Here is a 19,536-nt window from a genome sequence, read left to right on the forward strand (position 1 = left end):
ACAAATCAGACGCGCCTGTGACCGGCAGGCATCTGGACGAGACCGCTGGCGCGGTCTCGCACGAGAAGGCGGCTAACGCATTGTCTTCAAGACGGTTTCGGCAACATCCAGGGTGCGCTCGACATCGGCCTCGCTATGGGCGGCGCTGATATGATTGCGTTTGATCGCCAGCGGCAGCATGAAGATGCCGTGCTCGATCATCGCTGACCGGAACCCGACATCCCGGGCGGTGTCGTTGCGCAGGAGATCCTCGTAGCGCTCGACGGTCCCGTCCATGAAATAGGGCGTGAAGACCGAACCGTAGCCGGCGGAGATCATGGCGATGCCGAGCCGGTCGGCGATCTCCTGCAGGCCGGTGCGCATGCGCTCGCCGAGGCGGAAGGTCCGCTCGTAGACGCTGCCATCTTCCAGTGCGGCGATGGTCGCCAGAGCGGCCGCCGTGCCGACGGGATGACCGTTATAGGTGCCGCCGACGAACACCTTGCCGCCGGGCGCCGTGGAGAACTGCATCATCAGATCGCGCCGGCCGGCGACGACGGCGCAGGGATACCCATTGGCGATCGCCTTCGCCATGGTGGTCAGGTCCGGCTTGACGCCGAGTTTGGCCTGATAGCCGCCGAGCCCGTGGCGGAAGCCGGTGATGACCTCGTCGAAGACCAGCACGATGCCGTGCTCGTCGCAGAGGCGGCGCAGCCCTTCGACGAAATCCTGCCGCGGCAGGACGCAGCCGATATTGTGCGGGATCGCCTCGAGGAAGATCGCGGCGATCTCGCCCGGATGGGCGGCGATGGCGGCCTCGACGGCGTCGAGATCGTTGAAGCGCACGACGATCGTGTTGTCGATCGCATCCTGGAGCTGTCCTGCCGAGCCGGGATCCTTCTGGCCGATCTTCTCGGGCGAGCTGATGATGTTCATCAGCAGATAGTCGTGCCAGCCGTGAAACGTGCCCTGGAACTTGATCAGCTTGCTGCGGCCGGTGACACCCCGGGCAAGCCGGACGGCCATATAGGTCGCCTCGGAGCCGGAGGAGAAGGTGAGCGCCATCTCCGCCGAGGGGACATGCTCCACCACCTTCTCGGCGAGACGGATCTCTGCCTCCGTGACGCCGACGCCGACCATGTCGACGCCGTGGAGCGCCTCGGCGACGGCGGCGTTGACGCCCGGATGGTTGTGGCCCAGCAAGATCGGCCCGAAGGCGGCGTGATAGTCGAGATAGGTATTGCCGTCGACATCGCGGATATAGGCGCCCTCGGCCCAATCCCAGGAATAGGGCCTGGCGAGGCGCCGCGTGGCGGAATTGACCCCGCCGGGGATGACCTGACCCGCCCGCTTGGCCAGCGCTTGCGAATGGCTGTTCGGCATTTTCGGGTGCGCGTTCATGAGCTCAGTCCCAGCAGTGCGAGGCTGTCGCGATGGATGATGGCCTCGATCTGCTCCTCGGGGATGCGCGGCAGCGCCGTCCCCTTGGTGATCGCATTGACGTTCCGCAGCGCCGCCAGCGTCTCGGCCGGCGTGGTGATCGGATAGTCCGAGGCAAAGAGCAGCTTGCCGAGGACGTTCCACTCATAGGCCTTCATCAGCGCCTCGTAGTGGGTCCAGGGCCGGTACATGAGGCCCGAAATATCGGCATAGACATGGGGATGCTTGCGGATGACGACGGCGGTATCGACCGTCCAGGGATGGCCCATATGCGCCATGATTATCTTCAGATCGGGGTAGCGCATCGCGATCTCGTCGACGACGAGCGGATGGGCGTAGCGGATCGGCGCCATGCGGACCGGCGAGGTGCCGATATGAAACAGGATCGGCAGGCCGTGCCGCTCGGCCTCGCGATAGATCGCGAGCGCGCGGCTCTCCAGCGGATCGAACACCTGGTAGTTGGCGCCCATCTTGATGCCGCGCAGACCGAGATCGGACCGGCTGCGCTCGATCTCGGTGAGCGCGAGCGGGTCGTGCGGATGCACCGACATGAAGCCGATCAGGCGGTCGGGATGCGCCTTGACGAAGGTCGCGGTGACATCATTGACGCCGACCGCGACGTCGCCCGGTTCGTTGAAGCCGTTGACGCCGCCGGTACGCTCGCCGGGCGCCCAGGCGACGCCGAACACGATCGACTTGTCCGCCGGTGCCTGCGCCGCCAGATGCTCTTCCCAATTGTAGACGGACTCGACCACGCGGTCCGGGCGCCAGTTCGGATTGCTGCGGCGATTCTCCTTCGGAATCGCGCCGCGAAACTGCGGGGTGTGGGTGTGGACGTCGATGATCATGCCGTCTGCTCTGAAGATGCGAAGCCGAGGTCGTGGGAAATGTCGCCGGCCGCGGCGCGGACGATGCGGATCAGATCCGGCATGGTTTCGTCGCTGACGCGCGTGGTCGGTCCGGAAATCGAGACGGACGCGATGACCTTGCCAGAATGGTCGCGGATCGGCGCCGCGATGCAGGCGAGGCCCTCCTCCATCTCCTCGATGTCGGTGGCGTAGCCCTGGCGGCGGATCGTCTCGATCTGGGCCGCGAGGGTCGCGATGTCGTCGATCGTATGCGGCGTGAGACGGCCGAAGCGTATGCCGGCCAGGAGCGCGCGTCGCGTCGGCTCGTCCTGGAAGGCGAGCAGCGCCTTGCCGACGCCCGAGCAATAGAGCGGATCGCGGAAGCCGACGAAGGAGGACATGCGCACCGAACGGTTGCTGTCGATCTTGTCGATGCACAGCGCCGTATCCTCCGCCAGCACGGCGAGGTGAACGGTCTCGCTGGTGGCCTGCATCAGGCGCTCGATGTGCGGCTTGGCGATCTGGCGCAGATCGAGATCGCCGAGCGCGCGGGCGCCGATCGTCAGGGCGAGCGTGCCGAGGCGATAGGTCTGCCGCTCCGGATCGCGGTCGACGAAACGTCGCGCCGTCAGCGTGGCCAGCACGCGGAACACGGTGCTCTTGGGCAGCCCGGTCGCCGCCGTAATGTCATCGACACCCAGCGCACCGTTTCGCTCCGCCACGCACTGGATGATGTCCAGGGCCCGGTCGATGGAGCGGACGGCATAGCGCTCGTTTTCCGAAGAATTCATCTAGTGAATTCCGAATTCATTCTGTATAAGAAGCTAGAGCGAGCGCGGCGCGCCCGTCAAGGGGCGCCGTGCAAATGCCGGCTGATACAGCCCGGCCGGGCATAAGCGACCACGCACCTGGCCGGCCTCGGCAACAGGATCGCGCGCGATTGGCGCGCCCAGGCTTCCTTGGGCGGGATCGTCCGCACGGGCTGGACCGGACTGCGATCAAGGCCCGCCCGGGCAGCTACAGCGGCTCGCCACGGCGTGGCGGCAGCAGGCTAGCGCCGGGCGGCAATGTCCGTTGATATCGGACCTAGTCGCGCCGCTTCGATGCCGAAGAGGAGGTCAACAAGCGCCGCGGAAGGCATCGGGACGGGATCGGCTCATTCCCCGAAGACCCGTCCATTCCCTCCCGGCCCTGTCTCAATGCCGGCTCAACTGGTCGGCGATCTTTTCGGCGATCATGATCGTGGGCAGATTGGTGTTGGCGCAGGGGATCGTCGGCATGATCGAGGCGTCGCTGACATAGAGGCCGTCCAGGCCGCGCACCTTGCCGTTGGAATCCGTCACGGCCATCCTGTCGCCGTCGGGTCCCATGCGGCAGGTGCAGGACGGGTGCCAGACGCCGCCGACCGTCTCGGCGATATAGGCTTCGAGCTCGTCGCGATTGGCGGCGAGCCGCTTCGGGTCATTGAAGTTCGAGAGCATGTAGGGGAAGGCCTTCTCGCGCAGCGGGCCGATCAGGTCGAGGCCCATCGCGCCTACGCCGGTGACGACCGCGCCGAGCCGCGACTGCTTCGAGAAGAGCTTGCCGAATTCCGACATGCCGCCGGCATAGATCCCGGAGATAACCCCGTTGAGGCTCGGATCCGTGGCGAGGCCGACCGCGCGCTCGAACGCGTCCGCTAGGCGCACCAGATCGCGGCGGTCGGAGAGCATGCGGAAATCGATCCGCGGCGGCCCATCCGGCGCGGCGGGGTCGAGCAGCAGTTGGCCGCGCGAATAGGACTTGTTGACCCAAAAGAAGAGCGAGCCGAGCTGCCCGCCGACGGAGTGCCAGGCCGCCCGCGTCACGAAATTCATGTGCATGTCGCCGGGCGGGCAGCCCTCGATGCCCGAGGAGAAGCGGTAGCCGATCGGGATGTGGTAATCGAGCGGTCCCTTCTGCCGCGCGCCGGGCTTGAGGAACGGCACCAGCCCGGACGAGGGGTGTTCCATCAGGTTCTGCCCGACGCCCGGCAGATGATGCAGCGTTTCGATGCCGCAATCCGCCAGATGCGGCGCCGGGCCGATGCCCGATCGCATCAGGATCGCCGGCGAGGCGAGCGCACCGGAGCAGACGATGATGCGGTGGGCGCGCAATTCCTCTTTCTCGCCGCCGCGTTGCACGAGCACGCCACGCGCGCGGCCCTCGGTGACGACGATGCGCGAGACGCGGGTCTCCGTGCGGATCTCGAGATTGGGACGGCGGCGGACCTCGGGCGTCAGATAGGCCCAGGCGGTGCTGACGCGCCGCTTCTGCTCGTCCATGTTGACGGTCATCTCGAAGATGCCGTCATCCCACCGTCCGTTCTGGTCGGGCAGGAAGGGGATGCCGCGCATGGCGCAGAGCGCCAGCATGGCATCGGTGAACGGCGTCCAGATCTCGGCGCCTCGACGGCGGATCGGAAACGGACCGGTCTGGCCGTGCAGCTCGTTGTCGATGTCGAGGTCGCGCTCGAGCTTCTTGAAATAGGGCAGGCATTCCTTGAAGGACCAGCCTTCGACGCCCATCTGGCCCCACTCGTCATAATCATGGGGCGAGCCGCGATTGGCGCCGACGCCGTTGATCGCCGAGCCGCCTCCGAGCACGCGGGCCTGCTCGTAGCGCGTCGTCTTGCGGTCGGGACGATTGGACCCGGAATAGGGCAGCGAAGCTTTGAGATTGTCCCAGGTGTAGCGGGGGTTGGAATAGGCGATGCCCGGATAGGGGCTGGCGAGATCGGGGAAATCTTCCGGCCGCGCCGCGTCGATGCCGGCCTCGAGCAGGATGACCCTGACGGCCGGGTTCTCGGTCAGCCGGGAGGCGAGCACGCAGCCCGACGACCCGCCGCCCACGATGATGTAGTCCGTCTCGATGGTCGTTGCGGTGCTCATTCCCACGATCCTTGATCGCTTGTGTTATCCAAGCCTTGTGAAGGGGCCGCTGCGGGCGCCGACGGCGCGCCCCGCGGGGCTGCCCCGGTCATTCCGGCATGTCGAGTGCCGTGTCGTCGGCGCCGCATATGAGCGTCGCGATGCGCTCATGCGGCTTCAACCGGATCTTGCCGAGGTTCAGCGCCGCGATCGCCGCCGCTGCCGAGAGATCCGCGCGAATGGCGAATTCGGAGAGGATCCAGCGGGCGGCGGCGAGCAGTTGCTCGTCCTCGACCAGGACGACCTCTTCGACATGCTTCGAGACGATGTCGTAGATGAGCGGAGCGGTCATGCCGCACGACATCGTCGCGACCCGCGTCCACTGGCGTTCCAGCCGCACCGGTCCGCCGGCCGCCAGCGCCGCATGCAGGGTCGGGCTGCCGGTCGGCTCGATGCCGATGATGCGCGCCTTGGGATTGCGGGCATGCACGACGGTGGCGAGGCCGGCGATGAGGCCGCCGCCGCCGATGGCGACGAGATAGACATCGGCGTCCGGAACCGCGTCGAGCATCTCCAGCGCCACCGTGCCCTGGCCGATTACGACATCGGGATCCTTGAAGGGGTGGAAATAGATCGCCCCTTCGCGCGCCGCATGTTCGGCTGCCGCAGCATCGGCGTCGTCCCATTTCTCGCCCACGATGCGGATCGTGGCGTTCCATTCGGAGAGCGCCTTGATCTTGGCGCGGGACGCGTTGGGCGGCAGATAGATCGTCGTCGGAACACCGGCGAGAAAGCCCGCCCGCGCCACCGCCATGCCGTGATTGCCACCGGAGGCGGTGACGATGCCGTGGGCGAGCTTCTCGCGCGGCGTCGTCAAGAGGCGGTTCATCGCGCCGCGCGCCTTGAAGGCGCCGGTCACCTGAAGCGATTCGAGCTTCAGGAAAAGCGGGTTGGCCACGGGGCGGTTGCGCACTTCCGTGACCTCGATCATGGGCGTGCGACGGATGTGACCCGCAATGCGGGCGGCGGCGGCCTCGATGGCCTCCACGGTGATGGCGGGCGAGCCCTGTTCCTCGATCATGTCAGGGCTCCAGATGGAAGGTGATGGTCTTCAGGTCGGACATCTCCAGCAGCGTGTGCCGCCCGCCCGTCCGCCCCGTTCCCGAGGACGTGCCGGCCGCGCCGCCGACCGGGACATGGGTCTCCCAATAGCTGGAGGCCTCGTTGACATTGACGACGCCGCAGCGGATCCGCTCCGCATGACGGAAGGCGCGGCTCACATCGCGGGTGAACAGCGCCGCCGAGAGCCCCATCGGGCTCTTCGCCGCCAGGGCGTAGAGTTCCTCGTCCGAGCCGAAGCGCAGGATCGGAATGACCGGTCCGAACGTCTCGTCGCAGTGGAGGGCCGAGTCCGGAGGCACGTCGACGATCACCGTCGGCTCGTAATAGAGGTTCGTCGGCATGTTTTTGGCGCGGCTGCCGCCGGTCAGGATCTTCGCGCCGAGGCTCACCGCCTCGGCAAGGTGGCTGTCGACCTTGCCGGCATTCTCCTCATTATTGAGGGCGCCGAGCTTCGAAGCCGGATCGGTCGAGGCCATCGGTTTGATCTGGCCGACGGCTTCCACGATCCGTTCGACGAGCGCGTCATGCACCCGCGCATCCACGAGCACGCGCTCCGTGGCGGTGCAGGTCTGGCCGGCATTGGCGAGGGCACTCTTGACGATGCAGCCGGCTGCCCGGTCCAGGTCGGCATCGTCCAGCACGATGGTCGGCCCGTTGCCGCCGAGTTCGAGAAGCTGCGCCTTGCCGATCGAGCGGGCTGCGATGACCTTGCCGGTCTCGGACGAGCCGGTGAAGGCGATGCCCTGCGTTTCCGGCGACGTCACGAGCGTGTCGCCGACGACAGGCCCCTCGCCGGTGACGAGTTGCACCGTCCCCTCCGGTACCCCGGCCGCGATCATGCACTCCATGAGCAGCATGGCGCAGAGCGAGGTCGTCGGCGCCGGTGTCCAGACCAGCGCATTGCCGGTGGCGATGCCGGGACCGAGGTAATAGATCGAGGGCAGGGCAACGGGATAGTTCCACGGCGTGATCACGCCGAAGACGCCCTTGGGCTGAAGGATCGACAGGGCCCGCTTGGCGGGATCCTCGAGCGGGATGCTCGCGGTCTCCAGCCATTTGATCTGCTCGCCGGCATTGCGGAATGCCTTGGCGGCGCCGGCGGTCTCGCCCCGCGCCTCGGCGATCGGCTTGCCCTGCTCCAGGCTGAGCAGCGTCGCGATCTCGTCGGCGCGGCGATCGATCTCCGCGCCGATCGCCTGGCAGAGCGCGGCGCGCTGCCAGACCGGCATCGAGGCGAGCTTCCAGGCATTCTCACGGGCCGAGGCAATGGCGCGGTGGGCATCATCGCGCGAGCCGAGCGGCAGCCAGCCGACATCCTGGCCCGTGCTCGGGCTGACGACGCGCAGCCACTCCTTGCCGGTTCCGCTTTCCCAGCTGCCATTGATGAACATCTGGCCGAGCCGTGCGCCGGCCTCCGGGCGGTCATGAACTTCCAGCCCCTTCAAGAACCGCACGTTTCCCACCTTCTTGTTGCTGTACTTCTCGATCGAATGATTAGATATGTTCAACTATGTTGTCGGCGCTCTTGAGGGATGCCTGCGGGGCGGGCATCGGCCGTCATATGCGACTTTTACTTGCGAAATGCCGCCTTGGCAGCGGTGCCCGATATGCCTAAGAGAGAATCTGTGTCGAGAAATGTTTGGATTCGAACAGGATCGGCGTCGGGCATCGCGAGGCGGGGCTAGGTATCCATGAGCGACAATGAGCGGGAATCCGTTGCGCCGGTCGAGGGGCGCCTGATCGGGCGGGTTCGCAAGGAGCGGATCGTTGCGACCATCCGTTCGCAGGGCTTCATGTCCTCGGTCGCCCTCGCCGAACTGTTCCAGGTTTCCGAGATGACGATCCGCCGCGATCTCGCCGAACTGGAGATGCGCGGGGAAATCCAGCGCACGCATGGCGGCGCCGTGACGGAAGACCCTGCCGCGCGCAGCAAGACCCCGCGCGAGCCGTTCTTCGACGAGCGACATCTCGTCAATGCGGAGGCGAAGGTGCGGATCGCGAAGGCGGCGCTCACTTTCGTCAAGCCGTCCCAGGCGATCGCGCTCGATGTCGGAACCACGACCTTCGAACTCGCGCGCCTGATCGGCCCGGAGCTCGGGGTGCGCCTGTTCACCAACAATCTGCGGATTGCAGCCACCCACGCGGAACGGAACGCCGAGATCTATCTCTTCGGCGGGCGCCTGCGCGAGAAGGAGATGTCGCTTTGCGGCCCCGTCGCCGTGGAGCAGGTGCGCCGGCTGTGGTTCGACGTCGTGTTCATCGGCGTCTCGTCGATCACCCCGCAGGGCATCTTCGACTATTCCATCGAGGAGACGGAGATCAAGCGCGTCCTCATCGAGCGCTCGACGCGTCGCATCGTCGTCGCCGACAGCTCGAAGTTCGACGAGATGTCGCTGGTGCAGGTCGCCAATCTGCAGCAGTTCGACGTGCTGATCAGCGAAGCCCCGCCGCCACCCGCCCTGGCGTCCAGCCTGGCAGCGGCCGGCGTGGAGGTCGTTGTCGCGCCTTGACGGTCCCGAACGCTCGGATGGGAGCAATGAGGTCATTCTCTTGCCGGTCGTCGAGGCATCGTCATGCCGTTGGCAGATAGGAATCCGGAGAGACCGGACGGCCGGTATTGGCCGACTCGTCGCAGGCAAAGAGCACGCGGTGCATCTCCCATGCCTCGTCGAAGCCCGAATAGGGCATGGGTTCGTCCCGCAGCAGATTGGCGAGGATGCGGCCGAACATCGGACGGAACATCTCGGGCGTGATGTCGCCGGCGTCGTTGATCGAGCGCGTCGCCAGTTGCTGCCAGCCGCGCGGCTCGAGGCCTGGAAGCATCACGCGGCTCAACAGCTTCGTGTCGATGAGGCTGCCTTCCGAGCCGATCAGCGTGTTGCGCCAATAATAGGGATGGAGGCTGTCGAGGCAGGACGTGACCTTGCCGAGGCGGCCATCCTCGAAGCGGATCAGATTGACCTGCGTCGCCGGATATTCGAGCTCCGCGAAGTCCGGCGCCGAGGACATGGTGGTGAAGGCCTGCACCTCGGCAACCTTCAGCCCCTTCATGACCAGCATCATCATCATCAGCGGGTGACAGCCGCAGAACAGCATCGACGAGCCGCCGATCTTGCGCGTCCGGGCCCACCAATGCTGGCGAACCCAGGGGCCGATGCCATTGAAATACTCGATTTCGGCGAGGTGCACGCGCCCGAGCCAGCCGCTGTTCACGGCCTCGATCGTGGCCTGGAGCTGGCCGTAGTGGAACTCCTGGAAGCCGACAAAAGCGCGGACGCCCGCCTTGTCGACGGCCCGGCGAACGGCGAAGAGCTCTTCCGGCGTCAGGCAGATCGGCTTCTCGACGATGAAATGCTTGCCGCGCTCGGCGGCGCCGATCGCCTGCGCGGCATGGGTGTCGTGCAGCGTGCAGATCGACACGAAGTCGCAATCGGTCTCGTCGAGCATCCGCTCGTAATTCGAGAAGACCGGGACATGCGATCCGACGACCGCCGCGATATCGGCGGCCTCGGCGTCAGGCCGCAGGGAGTAGACGCCGACAACGGTGACGCCCGGCATGGTCGCCCAGGTCTCGGCGTGGCATCGCCCCGCCTGACCGAAGCCGGCGACGGCCACCCGCAGCGGACGGCTTGCATCGATCGCGGGCATCAGTTCGCTCCGTCCGTGGCAACCACGCGCTCGGTGGCCGGGTCGTAGAGGCGGGCCGCGGCGCTGTCGAAGTTCGCGTCGAGCCGCGCGCCGATCGGTGCGGTGAAGCCGGCCTGCGTCACGACGCGGATCTTCTCGCCCGCGGGCCCGTCGCAGATCACGATCGCCTCGTTGCCGAGCTGCTCGATGGCGTAGACGGTCAGCGGCAGAGCGGAGCTGCCGGCCTCGCTGAGACGCATGAGATGCGGGCGAATCCCGAGGACCACGTTCTTCATCGGCTTCGCGCTTGCGAACTCGCCCTTGATTTCCATCCGGATCGACGGGTTGACGAGCCAGAGCTTGCCGTCGGTCTGCTCGAGCGAGCCCTTCAGAAAGTTCATCGGCGGCGTGCCGACGAAGCCCGCGACGAACAGCGTCTCCGGCCGGTTGTAGATGTCGGTCGGCGTGCCGATCTGCTCGAGCCGGCCCTGCCGCATCACGCCGATCCGGTCGCCCATCGTCATCGCCTCGATCTGGTCGTGCGTGACGAAGATCATCGTGGTGCGGATGCGCTTCTGCAGATTGACCAGTTCGGCGCGGAGCGAGAGCCGCAAGGCCGCGTCGAGCGCGGAGAGCGGCTCGTCGAGCAGGAAGCCCGCCGGCTCGCGGACGATCGCCTTGGCGGTCGCGACGCGCTGGCGTTCGCCGCCGGAAAGCTGCGAGGGGCGCTTGTCGAGCAGGCGGGTTACATCCACCGTCTCGGCCGCATGGGCGATGCGCGCCTCGATCTGTTGTTTCGAGAGGCCTGAGCGCTTGAGGCTCATATAGATGTTGTCGCGCGCCGAAAGGTGCGGATAGAGCAGCGACGACTGGAAGACCATCGCGATATTGCGCTCATGCGGCGAGCGCTGGGTCACGTCGACGCCGTCGAACAGGATCTGTCCGGAGGTCGGGCTGTCGAGGCCGGCGATCATGTTCATGGTCGTCGACTTGCCGCAGCCGGAGGGGCCGAGCAGAACCAGAAGCTCCCCGTCCTCGATCGTCATGTCGAGGTTCTGGACAGCATGCTGGCCGCCGAAGGTCCTGACGATGTTCCGCAGTTCAATGCGTGCCATGTTGCTTTAATTCCTCAGCGGTCTCAGGCGAGATGCATTTCCGCGATATGCTTTTGCAGGAAAAATGCGATGACGAAGGGCGGTAGCAGGCTCAGGAGCAGGCTTGCTGCCAGCTGCGACGGTTCGGGCACCTGGAAGAGGAAGCCGGACATTGCCGCAGGCAAGGTCACCGCATTCGATCCGGTCACCAGGATCTGCGCATAGACATACTCGTTCCAGGAGAAGAGGAACGCGATCACCGCGGCGACCAGAATGCCGCTTCGCGCCATCGGCACGATGATGCGGGTCAGGACATAGAACCGGCTGAAACCGTCCACGCGGGCGAGAAGCTCGACCGGCGGCAGGTTGCGGAAGAAGCCGATCAGCATCCAGGCGACGATCGGGATGGTGATCGTCAGCGTGACGATGATCAGACCGATCAGCGTGCCCGTCAGGCCGAGCTGCACATAGAGCGTGTAGAACGGAATGAGCGTGGAGACCGGCGGCAGCGAAACCGACAGCAGGATGGCCGCCAGCAGCTTGCCCTTGAAGGGGAATTCGAGGCGCGCGAACACATAGGCCAGCGGAACGACGACAAGCGTGGTGACCGCGGTCACGATCACCGCGACCAGAACGCTGTTGCGTATGCCGAGGATGATCTGCCGCGCCTGTCCGGAGGCCTTGTAGACCGTGCCGTTGTCCGCGGTGTAGTCGAAGCCGAAGATGTTGAAGAAGGAGGCGAGGTTCGGCGCATGCGGATAGAGCATGGGCGGGAAGCGCGCGATCTCCGTCTTCGTCATGAAGGCGTATTTGACCGTCCAGTACATCGGCAGGAAGGTCCAGATCACCGCGACGACGACGGCGAGAACAAGCCAGAATGCAGCGCGCCGGCTCATTGGCGTTCTTCCTTTCGACCCCAGATGAAGTAGAGAATCCCGGTCGAACCCAGGATGACCGCGAGCAGGAAGAAGGACATGGCAGCGCCGTAGCCGAGGTCGAGATTGACGAAGCTGATCTTGTAGAGCGTGTAGGTCAGCACGGCCGAGGCGCTTCCGGGGCCGCCCTGCGTCTCGGTGAAGATGTAGTCGAACGTCTTCATCGCGAGCACGGTGGTGATGCAGCTGAAGACGAAGATCGTGAAGCGCAGCGGCGGCAGCGTGACGTGCCAGAAGGTCTCGAAGTGGGACATCTGGTCGATCTTCGCGAGATCGTAGAGCCGCGGCGGCGTCGTCAGCATGTTGGCAAGCAGGAAGAAGGCGACAAGGGGGGCCATGTTCCAGGCCGCGCCCAGCGCCAGATACTCCATCACGAAGTTCGCGGAGATCAGGTTGAAGGTCTGGTCGGACCCAAGCGCAGCGGCGACGGAGGTGCCGATGCCGGTCTGGCCGCGTCCGAGATAAGCGAAGAAAATGCCGGCGCCGTAGGGAGAGACGGCCCAGGGCAGGATGATCAGCGCACGCAGCCAGCGCCAGCCGGGCGGCAGATGCTTGAGGATCAGCGCGAGGCCAAGGCCGATCGCGAGCGTGAGGATGACGGTCTCGACCGTAAAGCGAAGGGTGCGTCCCAGCGAACTCCAGAAGCTCGGGTCGTAGAGGACGTTGGCATAGTTGGTCAGGCCGACCCAGTCCGCCGAATATCCGCCGAAGAAGCGGATCTCGTTGAAGCTCAGATAGAAAGCGTAAGCGAGGGGATAGGCAACGACGATAAGAAGAAAAACCAGGACCGGAATGGAGATGATGAGCGCGAAGCTCAGATTACTTACCTCCGTCCGGCGATGCGGCGCAGGCGCGGAGTTGTCAGGATGAGCCATAACTGACGACTTCCCTCACTTCTTGAAGCGACTTAGGGAAGGGCGGGGCGCGTGTCCCGCCCGCCGGAACGAGGGGTGCCGGCGGGCGCAGCGCGCGCCGGCACCGGCCGGCGTCAGATCTTGTAGCGCTTGTTGAGCTCGACGATCTTCTCGTTGGCTTCGTTGATCACGGCTTCGGCTTCGAGGTCCTGCTGCAGGAACGCGAACAGCTTCTCGCGGAGCCAGAAGTTGAACTCTTCCGACCAGACGACGTTCCAGATACCCTTCGGATAAGGCGTCTTGGAATAGACCTCGAGCACGCGATCGTAGTCTTCAGGCCGCATGAGGGAGGTGGAAACGGCCTCGCGAGCCTGCGGGCTCTCCATGACCTCCTTGTAGCCCGAGAACAGCATGTTCTCCTTGAGCCAGCGGTCGGCGACGAAGAACTTGCCGTCCTGATCCTTGTAGCCGTACCAGTTCACGAACTTCTTGACGTCATCCGTCAGGGCTTCCGACCGACCCTTGCGGGCGGTCATCACATAGAGGGCCGAGTCGATCAGGCCCCAGCTCTGGTTCTTGCCGGAAAGAAGCGTGACGTGACCCGCGACGTCGCCCGACTGCGCCTTGTCGTTGAACGTCTTGAGGTCATAGATCTGCTGGGGCGAGAAGACATAGCGGCCGGAGCGGAAGGCGTCGATATAGCCCGCCTCGTTGTAGGAGAAGACTTCTTCCGGAACGAGGCCGGACTTCCAGAGCTTCTTCCAGGCGGCAAGAGTCTTGCCGGCAGGTCCGTCGACGGTGAGCTTCGGCTCGTGCGTCTTCGCGTCGGCAACTTCGCCGCCACGGTTCATGACTTCGAACACGAATGCCCAGGAGATGCCGAAATACTCGCCGAACCAATGCGGCAGGAACGGGGTCGCCACGCCCTTGTCCTTCAGGACATAGACCATGTCGTACAGTTCGTCCCAGGTCGTGGGCAACTGCTCTTCGGTGAAGCCGGCCGCGAGGAACGGCTTGGTGAAGACCTCGAGGCAGCCGCGCGTCGACACGAAATAGGACAGGCCGAGCAGCTTGCCGTCGACCGACCAGGCGTCGCGGATGTTCGGATAAAGACCGTTGGCGATCTCCTCGCCGTTCGGCAGCTCGGACGCCGGCAGGACCCATCCGCCGCCGTTGTAGCGCACGGCGCTCGAGGGGTTCGCGTAGAGAACGTCCAGGTTCTCGTTGGCGATCAGCGCCTTCTCCATGACGGCGGGATAGTCGCCGGTCACGGTGGCATAGTCGACCTTGCCGCCGAACGTCTTGTTGTAGAGGTCAACGTTCTGCTGGACGACGTCCGTGCGGAACTGCCAGCCGCGGAAATAGACGGTCTCGCCGGAGGTCGGCTTGAAATCGACGGACTGAGCGAACGCCGCGCCGGCGAAGCTCGACGTCATCGCCGTGGCGCTCAGCAGCGCCGAGGTGCGCAGGAAGCTGCGCCGGCTCATGTTCAGAAAGTCACTGCTCATCACTCTGGTTCCCTTTTTCGAGCCTGAGGCTTCGTTGGCTTAGGCATCCGGATCCGAGGATCCGTAATGTTCTAATTTTGTCGATTGTGTTCGATTAGTGTTGAATTGGCTGTTTGGGTCAAGCGGATTCTGCGCGCCGCATCCCGAAAATAATCGACCGATCGCCGTCCGATGGCAAGTTATCTGATAAGTTGGATGTCGATGGACAGAAAATGGCGATAAAACAAATAGATAGGATTTGTTTCCGACGCGGATCGAGCCCCTTGTATGCAGTCGTCAGGGAAATAGGCTCGCGCGGGAACGATCCGGGAGCGGTCGCTGTTTGAGCCGGTCCCCAGGCGGTGATTGCAATTGTTTGCTCGGTCCATCCGTCGCAACGCCAGGGCGAGTTCCAGCGACCGGCACAGCCCGTCGGCGGCCCCGGGGCCGCGGCGGTGGTCGGCATCGGCGGTTCGATCGCGCCGCCCCCTCGCGGCGTCCGGTTCAACCCGGAACCGTCTTCGCGCTTCCGCGAGATGTCCGACGCGATCCGGCATGCGTTTCAGGCGAAGAAAGCCCGATCGACCCTCAGGACGGTGCGTCTCGCCGCGTCACCTAACCCGGCGCGCAAGAGCCACGAGCATTTCGGCGGCGCTGACGACCTGGTCGATCTCGACATATTCGTCGAGCGAGTGGGCCTGGTCGATATTTCCCGGCCCGAACACGATCGTCGGGATCGCGCCGACATTGACCATCTTCGTCGCGTCGGAACCATAGGGAACGCCGATCACTTCGCGCGGCAGGCCGCGTTCGGCGCGGACGGCGCACATCTCTTCGACGATCCGCGAATCCTCCGGCACATCCATGGCCGAACTGTCGACGAAGGGCGGCTCCACGATCACGGAAAGCCCGGGAATGTCGGACTCGAGCCGCTCGGCGACCGTCTTGAAATGGGCGTGGACGGCCATGCTGTCTTCTGTCGGAAGATAGCGATAGTCGAACCGCAGCCGCGATTTCGAGGGAACGGTGTTCGGCCCCTCGCCGGCTTCGAAAGCGGTGCAGGTCAGCGTCGGCGGCCCGAGCAGAGGATGGGCCATCGTCCGCGTCGCCATCTCGGCCTCATAGGCGGCGAGCAGCTTGCAGCCCGCCGTCACCGCGGAGAGGCCCTCATGCGGCTTGGCGGTATGGGCCGGCCGGCCTCTGAGTTCCACGAACCAGCGCACGGTGCCCTTGCAGGCGCGGACGACCGCGAGATCCGTGGGCTCGCCCGCGACGCCCAGCGCATAGGTCTCGCCGCGGGCGACATGATGCGTGACGCCCTTGAAGCCGAACTCCTCGTCCATGGCGGCGACGAAGTCCACGTCGCCCGCCGGCGGATCGGCGGCGAGCGCCCGCATCGCCAGCAGGAACGCCACCACGCAGCCGCCATCGTCGACGGCGCCGCGGCCATAGAGGCGGCCACCCTCGATGCGGGGTGAGAAGGGCGCCGCCATATTGGTCACCTGGACCGTGTCGAGGTGCCCCTCCCAAAGCATGCGCGGCCCGCCGGACGTTCCCTTGACCCGCATGATCAAATTGGGGCGCCCCGGCTCGACGAAATCGAGCTCCGAGGACAGCCCCTGTGCTTCGATCCATTGCGCCAGGGCGCGCGCGAGGCGTTCCTCGCCGAAGAGTGTCGGATCCATGCCCTCGCGCTGGAAGGCCGGGTTGACGGACGGGACCGACACGATGAGCTTCAGAAGCTCGATCGCCGCATCCCGATTGATACCGTTCATTCGATCCTCACCTCGTGGAGACCCAAACCCGCAAACTCGATCCGCGCGCTCGCGCGCCGATCAGTCCTTTACCAGGCGGTGTAGCCGCCATCGGCGATGACGATCGAGCCGGTCATGAAGGCCGAGGCATCGGAGGCGAGGAAGAGCATGATGTTGGCGATCTCCTCCGGCTTGCCGAGGCGCCCCATCGGCGTGTTGTCGGTCCAGGTCGTCAGCCATTCCGGATTGGACATGCCGCGCTTCGTCATTTCGGTGACGATGAAGCCGGGCGCCACCGCATTGACGCGGACATTCTTGGGGCCGAGTTCGCAGGCGAGCGACTTCACCATCTGGTGGACCGCGGCCTTCGAGGCGTTGTAGTGCGCCTGCGGCTGCGGGCGGTCGACGATGAAGCCCGAATTGGAGCCGATGCAGACGATCGAGCCGCCGCCGATCTCGGCCATGTGTCGGGCCGCGGCCTGCGCCACGAAGAACTGCGCATTGACGTTGACGTTCATCACCTGCGCCCATTCCGCCGCGGGAATGTCGAGCACATAGGTGTTCGGCGCGATGCCGGTGCAATTGAACAGCACCTCGATCCGGCCGAATTCAGCCACCGCCTGTTCGACGGCGGCCTGTGCGGCCGTGGCATCGGAAAGATCCGCGACGATGCCCTTGGTCTTCCGGCCATAGGTCGAGGCGATGTAGTCCGCGGTCTCCTTCGTTTCCTTCTCGAGGATGTCGAGGATCACGATATCGGCGCCGGTCTGCGCTGCGAGTTCGGCAATGGCACGACCCATGCCCCGGGCACCGCCCGCGACGATGGCGGTCCGGCCTTTGAGGCCGTAGCGGTCGAGAACGCTCATGATCAGGCTCCGTCTGTATCCGGGGATGTGGGGAAGGGCAGGGGATCGAGAAACCGTTTGAGGACGTTCTCGGTTATGCGGGAGACGTTGTTGTCGTAGCCATTGTGCGAGAGCGACCCGCACCACGCGATCGATGACGTCGCGAAGAGCGCACCGCCGGCCGCGGTTTCGCCAAAGGCGAGATCGGCGCGGACGCGATCGTTCTGGTCGCCGCCGAGATTGGGCGGCACGGGCCCGAACTCCTCGTTGACCAGCAGCATGAAGCCGGAATGGCCCTCGGAGCTTGCCAGGCGCAGCATGTTGGTCGGGGAGCCGAGATCCGTCGTGATGCAGTCGAGCTCGATGCCGGCGGCGCCGCCGCCCACGAGGCCGAAATTGCCGATGATCTGGTCCGGCACGCCCTCGAAGATGAAGCGCGCGCGCGGATTGTCCGCATCGAGCGCCCGCTGGTAGTAGGACGAGAAATCGAAGCCCTGGGCGATGAAGCCGACGCCGGCCATGACGTTCGGCGCGCGGCCGAGACGGCGCCAGAGCCCGCCATATTCGCCGGTGAACGAGTGGTAGTACTCGCCCGGCTCCGCGATCCACGGCCGGATGCCGTCCTCGGCCCGGCGCAGCTCCATGGCGCCCGGCCAGTGATCGGAGAAGCCGACGCGCCAGTACCAGCCATTACCGCCGAGATACATGAGGCGACCGCCACGGTCGATCCACGCCTTCATCGCGTCCCACATCGCGGTCGAGTGATATTCGGGATGCGTGCCGGTCATGATGACGTCATACGGCTCGATCAGCGCGAGGCCGTCCCGATGCAGGTCCTCATCGGTGATGACGTCGTAGTCGAAGCCCTTCTCCTCGAGCCAGTCGAAGAGATGGGTGTCGGCATTGTACTGGTAGACGGCCGAACCATGGCCGCCGAGCCAGGAATGATACTGCGCCTTGAAATTGAGCACCGGCCGCAGCCGCGAGGAATAGGCAACGCCCGAGCCGTCGGCATGGGTGTCATAGAGCGAGCCGCCGAGCTCGGGATGCTCGTACATCCAAAGGTCCGAATGGCCGAAATGGACCATGCGGTTCATGAGGATCTCGACGCCGCGCGCGGTGATGTGCTCGGCATGATTCGCGTAGGCGATATAGGAGCAGGTCGGGGCCAGGAAGCAGAGCTTCGGCCGCGTGCCGCGCTTGGCCGCGTCGCGCGGCGGCGTCACGAAGAAGGAGATATAGTCCTCGCGCGTCGCATCGACATCGCTCGGGCCGCAGGAGACGTGCAGGGCATAGGGGCCTGAGGGAAGGTCGTCCGGCAGCGTCACGGCCACCGAGGTTTCCCAGGCGGCATCATAGAGATCGTCGGAATGGAAATGGATGGCGCCGTAATGCTCCGGCTTGCGGGTCCAGGCATGGTCCTCGCCGGTCCAGTTCCAACCCTTCATGCCGCGCGTCGGCAGGTTGCCGAGCTTGCCGTGGAAGCAGTAGGGGCCGGTATCCACGGTCTCCGCCGTGTCGATCTTGCGCGAGAAATTCCAGTGCGCGATCAGCGAGCGCCCAAGCTCGATGTCGCGCGGCGTGCGCATCAGACGGTCCTGCAAGCTCGCCGGATGAAGGCCGCTGAGGAGGATCGGGCTGTCGAGCTTGCCGTCGAAGTGCCGTCCGACGGTTCCGTCCGCGAGTCGCGTGCCGGCCAGCATGAGGCCCGAAGCCGCATGGGCCGGCGAGAGGGCAAAGTCCGCCGCGACGCGATCGTCGCTCATCGCATAGGGGATGATGGGCGCCTGATCGATGCGAACCGTGCCGCGCGCGGGGTCGATCGCGACGGCGAGCGCGTACCATTGCCGCTCGACCATCGCCTTCGGGGCGACGGCCTGCGTGACCCCCTCGGGACCGCCGAGCGTGACGGTCACATAGCCGCCGGCCTTCAGTCCGATATGGACGCCCGTCCCGCTTTTGTCGTCCCACTGGGCGAGGATCGTCTGGTCGTCGCGGCGCAGCAGCGTCGGCCAGATCATCGTGTAGAAGGTGAAAGCGGCGTCGAGGGGCGGAAAATTCTCGACGCTCATATAGCTGCCGGCGTCGATGGACTGCGCGAAGCCGGGATGGGAGCCGTCGGCGTTGCTGGGAATATGCCGGAACTTCAGCCCCGGCCCCTGCGGATTGGCGTCGCCGTGAATGACGCGCACGAGCCGCGCTTCGAAGCGGTCATTCTCCTCCAGTGACACCTTGAAAGCGATCGTCTCGCCGGGCTCGGCGGAATAGCGGTCGGGATAACCCGTGATCTTGAGCATGCCTCGTCCCTCGCGCAGCCGGTCAAGCCGGCTTTTCTTCGTAGTTCAAGGCGATGGTCTCGCCGGTGATCTGGTGCCAACGCCGGCGGAAGAGTTCCCATTCCGCAGCTTCCCGGCTCGGTAACACCAGATCGTCCTCGATGACGATGGGTTCGTCGCGGAGCGGCGGCATGCGGCCGATCACATAATCCTGGAATTCCTTGCGCGCGATCAGGATGTACTGGTCGCCGCCGCGATAGAGCCGCATGACGTTCAGGACACGCTGCAGGCCGGGAGACCGGTGATGCGTGATCGGAGCTTCGCGGAATTCCTCGATATACTGTCGGTCAGCCTCGGCGGTAATCTTGTAGACCATTGCCAGTCCTT

General features: G+C 65.2%; 16 protein-coding genes. 1 reads left to right on the forward strand and 15 read right to left on the reverse strand.

Features of this window, described 5'->3' with window-relative positions; translation table 11 throughout:
- Positions 1-72: 72 nt before the first annotated feature.
- From GGR25_RS12190 to GGR25_RS12215, 6 genes are all read right to left on the reverse strand, one after another.
- Positions 73-1,380, reverse strand: coding sequence for an aspartate aminotransferase family protein (locus GGR25_RS12190; RefSeq protein ID WP_246409594.1), 1,308 nt, complete (start codon positions 1,378-1,380; stop codon positions 73-75).
- Positions 1,377-2,267: an amidohydrolase family protein gene (locus GGR25_RS12195; protein WP_183399058.1), complete on the reverse strand. Its 891-nt coding sequence runs from the start codon at positions 2,265-2,267 to the stop codon at positions 1,377-1,379. The genes GGR25_RS12190 and GGR25_RS12195 overlap by 4 nt, the downstream gene beginning before the upstream one ends.
- Positions 2,264-3,058 carry an IclR family transcriptional regulator gene (locus GGR25_RS12200; protein WP_183399059.1) on the reverse strand — a complete coding sequence of 265 codons (795 nt, stop codon included), beginning with the start codon at positions 3,056-3,058 and terminating at the stop codon, positions 2,264-2,266. The genes GGR25_RS12195 and GGR25_RS12200 overlap by 4 nt, the downstream gene beginning before the upstream one ends.
- A 405-nt stretch (positions 3,059-3,463) precedes the next feature.
- Positions 3,464-5,176, reverse strand: coding sequence for a GMC family oxidoreductase (locus GGR25_RS12205; RefSeq protein WP_183399060.1), 1,713 nt, complete (start codon positions 5,174-5,176; stop codon positions 3,464-3,466).
- An 88-nt stretch (positions 5,177-5,264) separates the two neighbouring features.
- Positions 5,265-6,236 carry a threonine ammonia-lyase gene (locus GGR25_RS12210; RefSeq protein ID WP_210299917.1) on the reverse strand — a complete coding sequence of 324 codons (972 nt, stop codon included), beginning with the start codon at positions 6,234-6,236 and terminating at the stop codon, positions 5,265-5,267.
- Position 6,237: 1 nt separating this feature from the next.
- Positions 6,238-7,731: an aldehyde dehydrogenase family protein gene (locus GGR25_RS12215; protein ID WP_343068046.1), complete on the reverse strand. Its 1,494-nt coding sequence runs from the start codon at positions 7,729-7,731 to the stop codon at positions 6,238-6,240.
- A gap of 237 nt (positions 7,732-7,968) precedes the next feature.
- Here GGR25_RS12215 and GGR25_RS12220 point away from each other — a divergent pair, with 237 nt between their 5' ends.
- The gene (locus tag GGR25_RS12220; protein WP_183399061.1) at positions 7,969-8,787 is read left to right on the forward strand and encodes a DeoR/GlpR family DNA-binding transcription regulator; all 819 of its coding nucleotides are present in this window, start codon (positions 7,969-7,971) and stop codon (positions 8,785-8,787) included.
- Between the two features lie 61 nt (positions 8,788-8,848).
- Here the strand turns inward: GGR25_RS12220 and GGR25_RS12225 are convergent, their stop codons facing one another.
- The 9 genes from GGR25_RS12225 to GGR25_RS12265 form a co-directional block, all read right to left on the reverse strand.
- The gene (locus tag GGR25_RS12225; protein WP_183399062.1) at positions 8,849-9,925 is read right to left on the reverse strand and encodes a Gfo/Idh/MocA family protein; all 1,077 of its coding nucleotides are present in this window, start codon (positions 9,923-9,925) and stop codon (positions 8,849-8,851) included.
- Positions 9,925-11,019, reverse strand: coding sequence for an ABC transporter ATP-binding protein (locus GGR25_RS12230; RefSeq protein ID WP_183399063.1), 1,095 nt, complete (start codon positions 11,017-11,019; stop codon positions 9,925-9,927). Before GGR25_RS12230 ends, GGR25_RS12225 begins: the two co-directional genes overlap by 1 nt.
- Before the next feature lie 23 nt (positions 11,020-11,042).
- Positions 11,043-11,894 carry a carbohydrate ABC transporter permease gene (locus GGR25_RS12235; RefSeq protein WP_183399064.1) on the reverse strand — a complete coding sequence of 284 codons (852 nt, stop codon included), beginning with the start codon at positions 11,892-11,894 and terminating at the stop codon, positions 11,043-11,045.
- The gene (locus tag GGR25_RS12240; protein ID WP_183399065.1) at positions 11,891-12,808 is read right to left on the reverse strand and encodes a carbohydrate ABC transporter permease; all 918 of its coding nucleotides are present in this window, start codon (positions 12,806-12,808) and stop codon (positions 11,891-11,893) included. The genes GGR25_RS12235 and GGR25_RS12240 overlap by 4 nt, the downstream gene beginning before the upstream one ends.
- Before the next feature lie 113 nt (positions 12,809-12,921).
- Positions 12,922-14,295, reverse strand: a complete 1,374-nt coding sequence (locus tag GGR25_RS12245) for an ABC transporter substrate-binding protein (protein ID WP_183399066.1) — start codon at positions 14,293-14,295, stop codon at positions 12,922-12,924.
- 590 nt (positions 14,296-14,885) lie between these two features.
- Entirely contained in the window at positions 14,886-16,049 is a 1,164-nt protein-coding gene (locus tag GGR25_RS12250) for a M20 family metallopeptidase (RefSeq protein WP_183399067.1), read from the reverse strand.
- 68 nt (positions 16,050-16,117) lie between these two features.
- Positions 16,118-16,894 (reverse strand): SDR family NAD(P)-dependent oxidoreductase, encoded by a 777-nt coding sequence (locus GGR25_RS12255; RefSeq protein WP_183399068.1) that lies wholly within the window; start codon positions 16,892-16,894, stop codon positions 16,118-16,120.
- 2 nt (positions 16,895-16,896) lie between these two features.
- Entirely contained in the window at positions 16,897-19,170 is a 2,274-nt protein-coding gene (locus GGR25_RS12260; RefSeq protein WP_183399069.1) for a N,N-dimethylformamidase beta subunit family domain-containing protein, read from the reverse strand.
- 22 nt (positions 19,171-19,192) lie between these two features.
- Entirely contained in the window at positions 19,193-19,525 is a 333-nt protein-coding gene (locus GGR25_RS12265; protein WP_183399070.1) for a N,N-dimethylformamidase alpha subunit family protein, read from the reverse strand.
- Between the last annotated feature and the right edge of the window lie 11 nt (positions 19,526-19,536).

Origin of the sequence: Kaistia hirudinis (genome assembly GCF_014196455.1) — a bacterium.
In the GTDB taxonomy this organism is placed as follows: domain Bacteria; phylum Pseudomonadota; class Alphaproteobacteria; order Rhizobiales; family Kaistiaceae; genus Kaistia; species Kaistia hirudinis.

What these genes read in the sequence shown, in the direction of transcription:
- GGR25_RS12190 (WP_246409594.1), bottom strand. Translation starts at nt 1,380, where the DNA reads ATGAACGCGCACCCGAAAATGCCGAACAGCCATTCGCAAGCGCTGGCC.
- GGR25_RS12195 (WP_183399058.1), bottom strand. Translation starts at nt 2,267, where the DNA reads ATGATCATCGACGTCCACACCCACACCCCGCAGTTTCGCGGCGCGATT.
- GGR25_RS12200 (WP_183399059.1), bottom strand. Translation starts at nt 3,058, where the DNA reads ATGAATTCTTCGGAAAACGAGCGCTATGCCGTCCGCTCCATCGACCGG.
- GGR25_RS12205 (WP_183399060.1), bottom strand. Translation starts at nt 5,176, where the DNA reads ATGAGCACCGCAACGACCATCGAGACGGACTACATCATCGTGGGCGGC.
- GGR25_RS12210 (WP_210299917.1), bottom strand. Translation starts at nt 6,236, where the DNA reads ATGATCGAGGAACAGGGCTCGCCCGCCATCACCGTGGAGGCCATCGAG.
- GGR25_RS12220 (WP_183399061.1), top strand. Translation starts at nt 7,969, where the DNA reads ATGAGCGACAATGAGCGGGAATCCGTTGCGCCGGTCGAGGGGCGCCTG.
- GGR25_RS12225 (WP_183399062.1), bottom strand. Translation starts at nt 9,925, where the DNA reads ATGCCCGCGATCGATGCAAGCCGTCCGCTGCGGGTGGCCGTCGCCGGC.
- GGR25_RS12230 (WP_183399063.1), bottom strand. Translation starts at nt 11,019, where the DNA reads ATGGCACGCATTGAACTGCGGAACATCGTCAGGACCTTCGGCGGCCAG.
- GGR25_RS12235 (WP_183399064.1), bottom strand. Translation starts at nt 11,894, where the DNA reads ATGAGCCGGCGCGCTGCATTCTGGCTTGTTCTCGCCGTCGTCGTCGCG.
- GGR25_RS12240 (WP_183399065.1), bottom strand. Translation starts at nt 12,808, where the DNA reads ATGGCTCATCCTGACAACTCCGCGCCTGCGCCGCATCGCCGGACGGAG.
- GGR25_RS12245 (WP_183399066.1), bottom strand. Translation starts at nt 14,295, where the DNA reads ATGAGCAGTGACTTTCTGAACATGAGCCGGCGCAGCTTCCTGCGCACC.
- GGR25_RS12250 (WP_183399067.1), bottom strand. Translation starts at nt 16,049, where the DNA reads ATGAACGGTATCAATCGGGATGCGGCGATCGAGCTTCTGAAGCTCATC.
- GGR25_RS12255 (WP_183399068.1), bottom strand. Translation starts at nt 16,894, where the DNA reads ATGAGCGTTCTCGACCGCTACGGCCTCAAAGGCCGGACCGCCATCGTC.
- GGR25_RS12260 (WP_183399069.1), bottom strand. Translation starts at nt 19,170, where the DNA reads ATGCTCAAGATCACGGGTTATCCCGACCGCTATTCCGCCGAGCCCGGC.
- GGR25_RS12265 (WP_183399070.1), bottom strand. Translation starts at nt 19,525, where the DNA reads ATGGTCTACAAGATTACCGCCGAGGCTGACCGACAGTATATCGAGGAA.